This window comes from Nocardioides sp. NPDC006273 (assembly GCF_040613495.1).
GTDB lineage: Bacteria > Actinomycetota > Actinomycetes > Propionibacteriales > Nocardioidaceae > Nocardioides.
Genome location: NZ_JBEXSD010000060.1, coordinates 26050 through 34373, shown reverse-complemented (window position 1 = coordinate 34373; position 8324 = coordinate 26050). Strand labels below are relative to the sequence as shown.

Here is an 8324-nt window from a genome sequence, read left to right as displayed (position 1 = left end):
TACGGCTGTCGGGGCCGCCCTGGCGGTGCCTGTGGTTGGTGGGGCTCCCGGGGGCCCGGGTAGGGCTGCTGACCTCGGTAGGGCGAGCGCGGCTCCTGATGTGACGTCTCGCCCGGCTTTTGTGACCTGTCGACGGTCAGGAGTCGGTGGGAGTCTCGCCGGTCACCACGAAGACGACCCGGTTGGCCACCGTGACGGCGTGGTCGGCGATGCGCTCGTAGTAACGGCCCAAGAGGGCGACGTCGACGGCGGGCTCGACGCCGTGGGTCCAGTCCTGGCCCAGCAGCTCGCCGAAGGACTGGCGGCGCAGCCGGTCCATCTCGTCGTCGTCGGCGACCAGGTCCTGCGCCGCGGAGACGTCGCGCGTGCGCAGGATCTGGCAGGTGCGCTCGACCATCTGCTGGGCGATCTCGGCCATCTTGGCGATGGTGGGCTGAGCCAGCTCGGGGACGGCCTTGTTCGGCGTACGCAGCCTGGCGATCTTGGCGACGTGGACGGAGAGGTCACCCATCCGCTCGAGGTCGGAGATCATCCGCAGCGCGGCGACGACGACGCGGAGGTCGCCGGCCACCGGAGACTGGAGTCCGAGCAGCTCGAGGGCGTTCTCCTCGATGCGCTCTCGGGCGTCGTCGATCTCGACGTCCTTGTCGATCACCTGCTCTGCGAGGTCGTTGCGGGCCTCCAGAAGAGCGGTGGTGGCGTCGCGTACGGCCACAGACACCAGCTCACAGACACTGGTGAGGTCGTTGAAGATGGCATCGAGGTCGTCATGGAAAGCAGCGCGCATGTCCCGATCCTAGACACTCGACATGTACTGATCTTCATCGCGAGTGAACCGATGGTGAACGTTCGGCGCGCAGGCGTCCAGTGGTGAAGAACGGGTGTTTGATGGGATTACCCTGATCGTGTGGACTCGACGACGCAGGCCTTTCTTGCTGCGCTCCTCGGCGCGGTCGTCGCCGGAGCGGCAGTGCTTGCGTGGGCGATGAGCGAACGTTCCCGCCGCCGGATACCCGAGGTCGAGCCCCCGAAGGTTCCCTCCGAGGTCGCCGCGGTCCTCTCGGTCCTACGCAGCAGCGCGGTCGTCGTCGACGAGCACGACACGGTGCTCAAGGCCAGCGCCCCGGCGTACGCCCTGGGACTGGTACGCGGCACCTCGCTGGTCTCGCCCGAGCTGTCCGAGCTCGTCCACGCTGTGCGTCGTGACGGTCAGATCCGGGAGATCGAGCTGGTGATCTCACGCGCCAACGGGGCATCGCGGCACGTCACCGCTCGCGTCGCTCCACTGGGCACACGCCTCGCCCTCGCCCTGGTCGAGGACCGCACCCGCGAACGCCGCGTGGAGGCCGTACGCCGCGACTTCGTCGCCAACGTCAGCCACGAGCTCAAGACGCCGGTCGGCGCGATAAGGGTGCTCGCCGATGCGGTCACCGAGGCCTCCGACGATCCCGAGGCCGTCCGCCGCTTCTCCAACCGGATGATCACCGAGTCCGAGCGGCTGACCGCGCTGGTCCAGCAGATCATCGAGCTCTCCAGGCTGCAGGGTGACGAACCCCTGGAGGCACCGGTCGCTGTCGACGTCGACAAGATCATCGTGGCCGCTGTCGACGCCTCGATCGTCGACGCCAGCGCGAAGGGGATCAACGTGGTCAGCGCCGGCACCGCCGGACTGCACGTCTTCGGCAACGACGAGCAGGTCTCGACCGCGGTCACCAACCTGGTCTCGAACGCCGTCGCCTACTCCGACCCCGGCTCGACGGTGACCGTCTCGACCCGCGCGACCGACGGCTCCGTCGAGATCTCCGTGGTCGACCAGGGCATCGGCATCCCGTCCACGGAGATCGACCGGATCTTCGAGCGCTTCTATCGCGTCGACCCCGCCCGCCACCGCTCCACCGGCGGCACCGGGCTCGGCCTGTCGATCGTCAAGCACGTCGCCGCCACGCATGGCGGCGAGGTCAAGGTCTGGTCGCAGGAGGGTCAAGGTTCCACCTTCACCCTCACCCTGCCCCAGCACCTACCAACTGCCGGGCAGTCCGGCACAAGCAAGGAGGAACGCCCGTGACCCGGGTACTCGTCGTCGAAGATGAAGCCAGCTACAGCGAGGCACTGTCCTACATGCTCCGCAAGGAGGGCTTCGAGGTCGCCGTCGCCGAGGACGGCACCGACGCTCTGAAGGAGTTCGACCGCAACGGGGCAGACATCGTGCTGCTCGACCTGATGCTTCCCGGCCTCTCGGGCACCGAGGTGTGCCGACAGATCCGGGCCACCTCCTCGGTCCCGGTCATCATGGTGACCGCCAAGGACGACGAGGTCGACAAGGTCGTCGGCCTCGAGCTCGGCGCTGACGACTACGTCACCAAGCCCTACTCCCCGCGCGAGCTCGTCGCCCGGATCCGCGCCGTGCTCCGGCGAGGCACCGAGCCCGACGCCGCCCCGGCGACCCTCGAGGCCGGCCCGGTCCGGATGGACGTGGAGCGCCACGTCGTGACCGTGGACGGCAACGAGCAGCGCCTCCCGCTCAAGGAGTTCGAGCTCCTGGAGATGTTCCTGCGCAACCCCGGCCGGGTGTTGACCCGCGGCCAGCTCATCGACCGCGTCTGGGGCTCCGACTACGTCGGCGACACCAAGACCCTCGACGTCCACGTCAAGCGCCTGCGCGCCAAGCTCGAGCCGGACCCGTCCGAGCCGAAGTTCCTGGTCACGGTGAGGGGCCTGGGCTACAAGCTCGACCTGTAAGGCCTACGAGACGTGGGGATCCTGAGGTCGCTGGGTGACCTCAGGACCCTCACGTCTCGTTTCACATAGCCCGGATGGGCCATGTTTCAGCACGCATCCATCTGCTTAGGATTCCTCTGCCTGCCGTAGCCCCACGGCGCTGAACGGAAAGTACGTCGTGTTGCGTCGCCTGCCGCTTCTGATCGCCCTCGTTATCGCTGTCCTCCTACCACTGGGCACCACCGCTTCGCCCGCAGAGGCGGCCTGCAGCACCCCGAAGCTCTCCAAGATCACCGTCAAGCGAAGCACCGTCACGGCCGGTCAGTCCACCACCGCGACCGTGACGCTCTCGTGTACGCCCCGCACGCGGAAGCGGGTGGCGGTCAAGGCGACCTCGGGGATCGTGGTTCCGTCCTCCGTCTATGTCAGGAGCGGGCATCGCACCCGGTCGTTCACGGTGAGGACCAGACTCACGGCGGTCACCACCCGCGGCTCGGTCAGTGCCACGCACAACCGTCGGACGGTGTCCACCGCGCTCACCCGGAGGTACGCGTACTGCGTGAGTCCTCCGCTGAGCAGCCTGACTGTCAGCCCCACGACGATAGTCAGCGGAAACGCCACCAAGGCCGTTGCCCGGCTCGCCTGCCGCTCGACCAAGTCGATCCGTCTGGTCGTCTCGGCGACAGAGGGTGCGGTCGCGCACAACGCCGGGGACATCTGGATCAGCCGGGACCGGCCGAGCGTTACCTTCCAGGTCACCGCGAGGGCCCGCACCAGCCGGCTCGCCGCGACGGTCAAGGCTCGCAAGGCCGGGTCGACCCGCTGGGTTTCGGACACCTTCGTTGCCACCGCGAACCCCGAGATGTGCATGCCTTCCTCGCGGGCGACGTCGAACGTGATCTATGCGGGCACAAGGCCGACGACGGTCACGTTCAAGCAGCCGTGCACGCTCGACATCTCCCGCTACGTCTACCTGGGCACCAACAACCCGGACGTGAAGGTGCCGAGCCGGGTTCTCGTCCCCGCAGGGAAAGCGAGCGTCGGCGTACCGGTCTACGTCGCCGATGGCACCAGGGCCGGCGGCAGCCTGATCCACTCACAGCTGAGCGTCGGGTATGCACCAGGAGCGTGGGCTCACCACTTCGATCTCGCGGCGCACCCGGGGCTCGAATCGGCCGATCTGAATGCATGGGCCGATGACAACGGAGCGCGCACCGTGCGTTCCCACGTCGACCTGGGATTCCCGGCGATCACGGACACCGTGGTCCGGGTCGAGTCGAGCGATCCCCTGATCCCGCTCCCTCCGAGCATGACCGTCGCCAAGGGCACGACTCGCGCGGACATCGACCGGACGATCACCGCACCTGAGGAGGACACCGAGGTACGCATCACCGCGACCTTCGGCAGCCAGCGGCGAACCGACACAGTCCTCGTCCAGCGGAGCTTCCGGCCCGGAGACCCGGTCTCGCTGAACAGGCAGACCTTCTACGGGGGCGGGCGGGCAGGTGCCTCGATCGACATCGGACGCCCCGCCGGTCCCGACGGCGTACCGGTCACCGTGTCCTCCGACTCGTCGCTGCTCACATTCGAGCCGACCGCGTTCCGACCCGGCCACACCGTCGCCAGCCTCTACTTCGACGTCGCCGAGGTCACCGAGAGCACACCGGTCACGCTCCACGTGACCGCAGGAACACACACCTACGATGTCCCGATCACGCTGCAGCCCGGGCTGGCGGCCATCACGCTGCCGGACAGTGCCACCAGCGACGAACCCTTTACCGGCACGGTCACGCTGACGGGAGTCGCCACCGTGGATACGCCGGTTCGCCTCATCTCGAGCTCGAGCTCGTTCCAGGTACCCAGCGGCGTGATCATCCCCGCGGGAGAGACCAGCGCGACCTTCCAGGGTGTCGTGCATCTACCGAGTAGCAGCAGTGGATCCGTCAGGCGGCTCGATGCGTACCTCGGTCGGCTCTACACCTCCAACGACATGATGGTCTCTCCCGCGTCGTAGGCCTCCGCGGCGCCGGGGTCAGGCCGGCGTCATCGGCTTCTCCGTCACCGGGCTCCGCGGCATCACCAGCGACATCAGCGCGGCGGCGGCGCACAGTGCGCCGGCGGCGTACCAGACCAGGTCGTAGGACCCGGTGACATCGCGTACGACGCCACCCATCCACGCGACCAGGCCGGCGCCGACCTGGTGGGATGCGAGGACCCAGCCGAAGACGATCGGGGCGTCCTCGGGCCAGATCTCGCGGCACAGCGCGAGCGTGGGCGGCACGGTGGCGACCCAGTCGAGGCCGTAGAAGACGATGAAGAACACCATCGGCAGGTGCACCTCGGACGACAGCAGCATCGGCAGGAAGATCAGCGAGATCCCGCGCAGCGAGTAGTAGATGCCGAGCAGGACCACCGGGTTGAAGCGGTCGGTGAGCCAGCCGGAGAAGATCGTCCCGGCGACGTCGAAGATCCCGATCACGGCGAGGAGCGAGGCGGCCGTCACGGTGGCCATGCCGTGGTCGTGCGCGGCGGGCACGAAGTGGGTTCTGATCAGCCCGTTCGTGGTGATCCCGCAGATCGCGAAGGCGCCGGCTAGGAGCCAGAACGCCTTCGTACGCATCGCCATCCCGAGCACGCGGACGGTCCGTAGCGCGGCGCCGGTCGCCGGCGCGGGTCGCGGCACGATCTGCGAGGCGCCATAGGGCGCCAGGCCCAGGTCGGCCGGGTAGTCGCGGAGCAGCAGGAGCACGAACGGGATCACCGCGGCCGCGACCAGCGCGATCGTGATCGAGGCCGCCCGCCAGCCGTACTCGCCGATGAGGATCGCCAGCACCGGCAGGAAGATCAGCTGTCCCGAGGCGCCGCCGGCGGTCAGCAGCCCGCTGACCAGGCCCTGTCGCTTGTGGAACCAGCGGGTGGTGATCGTGGCGCCGAAGGCGAGTGCCATACAGCCGCTGCCGCCGCCCACGAGGACGCCCCAGCCGAGCACGAACTGCCACGACTGGCTCATCCAGACGGTGCCGAGCGAGCCGAGGGTGATCATGGTGAGCGCGACGGCCACGACCGGCCGGATTCCGAAGCGGTCCATCAGGGCGGCGGCGAAGGGTGCGGTCAGGCCGTAGAGCGCGAGCTGCAGCGTGATCCCGGCTCCGATCGTGCCGCGCGACCAGCCGAACTCATCGTTCAGCGGACCGACCAGGAGACCCGGCGCCGCGGTGAAGGCAGCGGCTCCGATGATGGTCACGAAAGCGACGGCGGCCACCCACCAGGCCGGGTGGATGCTGGGGCGGCGAGCAGATGTTCGGCCGGCAGGCGGCGGGGTCGTCGTCTGAGTCACGGGACGATCCTCCCGGGTCCGCGCCGCTCCAGACAGTGGCCTGATTGACATCTATCGCTAAGATCCAGCCATGGGCGACGTTCTGGTTCCTTCTCCGCACCGGGTCGCGGTGCTGATCCAGGACGGTTTCATCCCGTTCGAGATCGGCATCCCGCACCGGATCTTCGGCAAGGCTCGCGACAGCCAGGACCGACTGCTCTACGACGTCGTCACCTGCACCACCGGCGGGCCGGGGCCGGTCCAGTCGGACTCGGATGTGGTCGTGCTCGCGCCGCACGGCCCCGAGGCGCTGAGGGAAGCCGACACGGTGGTGCTCCCGAAGTTCGACGAGGCCTCGCCGATGGTCACCGACGGCGTACTGTCGGCGCCGCTGAAGGAGGCGCTCGACATGATCCGCCCTGGCACCCGGATCATGTCGATCTGCACCGGCGCCTTCGCGCTCGGCGCCGCAGGCCTGCTCGACGGCCGGCCGGCGACGACCCACTGGTTCTACACCGACCAGTTCCGGGAGCTGTTTCCGCAGGTCAGACTGGACCCCGACGTGCTATTCGTCGACGACGGTGAGATCCTCACCTCTGCCGGGGTCGCCGCAGGCGTCGACCTCTGCCTGCATGTCGTACGCCGCGACCACGGCGCCGCGGTCGCCAACCGCGTCGCCCGGGTGACGGTCGTCCCACCCCATCGCGACGGCGGCCAGGCGCAGTTCATCCGGCATCACGCGCCGGCGCCGGGCGACGCGGGCATCTCGACGGCGACCGCCTGGGCGCTCGCCCACCTCGACCAGCCCCTCACCCTGGAGACGATGGCGGCCCAGGTCTCGATGTCGGTGCGCACCTTCACCCGGCGTTTCCGCGACGAGACCGGCGACTCCCCCGGCCGCTGGCTGCAGCGCCAGCGCATCGAGCTCGCCCGCAACCTGCTGGAGACCACTGACCTCGGCGTCGAGCAGGTCGCCACCCGCTGCGGCCTCAACACCGCCCAGTCCCTCCGCCTCCACTTCCACGCCGCCCTCGGCATCACCCCCACCGCGTACCGGCGAACCTTCACCGGTGGTTCCTGAGCCTGTCGAAGGGCTACCCACCCGCCGAGTCGGTAGTTCTTGCGGCCGAGTCGGTAGTTGTGGCGACCCGAGTCGGTAGCTCTGGGAGCCGACACGCGAGAAATGGCGCCAGAAGTGAAGTGTCGGCCTCCACAACTACCGATTCGGCGCCCACTTCTACCGACTCGGGTCGCCAGAAGTGAGGATTCGGCGGGTTTGGACACGGCGGGGACGAGATGGCGGGATGTCGAACATCGATGGCCGTTATCCGCTCGCGTGCCGGCATACGGATCCGTAGCCTTTTATCGTGACGACGACGATTAGCCCCGCACCGGCCGCGACCACGCCGCTCTGGAAGCCATTGGTCGCGTGTGGGATCACGCTGGTGCTGTGGGCATCGGCGTTCGTCGGGATCCGCCACCTGGGTGACACCGTGCCGCCGGGAAGTCTGTCGCTGGGCCGGCTGCTGGTGATGGTCGCGGCGCTCGGCGCCTACCTCGCGCTGAAGGGCGGGTTCCGGCTGCCTACGCGGAAGGAGTGGCCGCTGATCGCTCTGGGCGGTGCGTCGTGGCTGGGCGTCTACAACCTGGCGCTCAACGAGTCCGAGCGCCGGATCGACGCGGCCACGGCAGCGCTGATCGTGCAGGTCGGCCCGATCGTGGTGGCGCTGCTGGCGGGCCTCGTGCTCAAGGAGACGATCCACCGGTGGATCCTGATCGGCACCGGTGTCGGCTTCGCAGGGGTCGTCGTCATCGGCCGCGCCTCCGCCAACGGTGACACCGGCGACTGGATCGGCGTCGCCCTCTCGGTCGTCGCGGCGCTCACCTTCGCGATCGGTGTCCTCACCCAGAAGAAGCTGCTGCCCTCGATGAGTGCGCTGCTCCTGACGTTCTGGTACGCCGTCGCAGGTCTCGTCATCTGCCTGCCGTGGTCCGGCGAGCTGGTCACCACGATCCCCGACATCAGCATCGGCAACATCGGCTGGATCGTCTACCTCGGCCTCTTCCCGAGCGCCCTTGCCTTCGTGACCTGGGCCTATGCGCTCTCCCACTCAGATGCCGGCAAGTTCGCGCAGTCGACGTTCCTGGTGCCGTTCATCACCGCACTCATGGCCTGGCTGGTGCTCGACGAGGTGCCGCCGGCACTCGCCTTCGTGGGTGGCGCGATGTGCATCGCAGGCGTGCTGATCACCCGCCGCAAGCCCCGCACAAACTGACCGCTCGGTGTCAG

Annotated in this window: 7 protein-coding genes; 5 read left to right on the top strand and 2 right to left on the bottom strand. The window is 68.5% G+C overall.

All coding sequences use genetic code 11. From position 1 onward, the window contains the following. Positions 1-136 precede the first annotated feature (136 nt). Positions 137-787: a phosphate signaling complex protein PhoU gene (phoU, locus tag ABZZ22_RS22060; protein WP_354935912.1), complete on the bottom strand. Its 651-nt coding sequence runs from the start codon at positions 785-787 to the stop codon at positions 137-139. 120 nt (positions 788-907) lie between these two features. Between phoU and ABZZ22_RS22055 the strand changes: the two genes are divergently transcribed. The 3 genes from ABZZ22_RS22055 to ABZZ22_RS22045 all read left to right on the top strand — a co-directional run bounded on the left by ABZZ22_RS22055 (position 908) and on the right by ABZZ22_RS22045 (position 4732). After that, entirely contained in the window at positions 908-2065 is a 1158-nt protein-coding gene (locus ABZZ22_RS22055) for an ATP-binding protein (RefSeq protein ID WP_354935909.1), read from the top strand. Beyond that, positions 2062-2739, top strand: coding sequence for a response regulator transcription factor (locus tag ABZZ22_RS22050; protein ID WP_008360778.1), 678 nt, complete (start codon positions 2062-2064; stop codon positions 2737-2739). Before ABZZ22_RS22055 ends, ABZZ22_RS22050 begins: the two co-directional genes overlap by 4 nt. A gap of 157 nt (positions 2740-2896) precedes the next feature. Then, the gene (locus tag ABZZ22_RS22045; protein WP_354935906.1) at positions 2897-4732 is read left to right on the top strand and encodes a hypothetical protein; all 1836 of its coding nucleotides are present in this window, start codon (positions 2897-2899) and stop codon (positions 4730-4732) included. Between the two features lie 18 nt (positions 4733-4750). Here ABZZ22_RS22045 and ABZZ22_RS22040 read toward each other — a convergent pair whose 3' ends face one another. Next, entirely contained in the window at positions 4751-6055 is a 1305-nt protein-coding gene (locus tag ABZZ22_RS22040) for an MFS transporter (RefSeq protein WP_354935903.1), read from the bottom strand. A gap of 70 nt (positions 6056-6125) precedes the next feature. On the opposite strand from ABZZ22_RS22040, the gene ABZZ22_RS22035 reads away from it, so the two are divergent. After that, on the top strand, positions 6126-7115 hold the full coding sequence (locus ABZZ22_RS22035; protein WP_354935900.1) for a helix-turn-helix domain-containing protein: 990 nt from the start codon (positions 6126-6128) through the stop codon (positions 7113-7115). Positions 7116-7401: 286 nt separating this feature from the next. Further along, on the top strand, positions 7402-8310 hold the full coding sequence (locus ABZZ22_RS22030; protein WP_354935897.1) for a DMT family transporter: 909 nt from the start codon (positions 7402-7404) through the stop codon (positions 8308-8310). Positions 8311-8324: the final 14 nt, after the last annotated feature.

Coding starts and splice junctions, on each gene's coding strand:
- phoU (WP_354935912.1), bottom strand. CDS start 787: ATGCGCGCTGCTTTCCATGACGACCTCGATGCCATCTTCAACGACCTC.
- ABZZ22_RS22035 (WP_354935900.1), top strand. CDS start 6,126: ATGGGCGACGTTCTGGTTCCTTCTCCGCACCGGGTCGCGGTGCTGATC.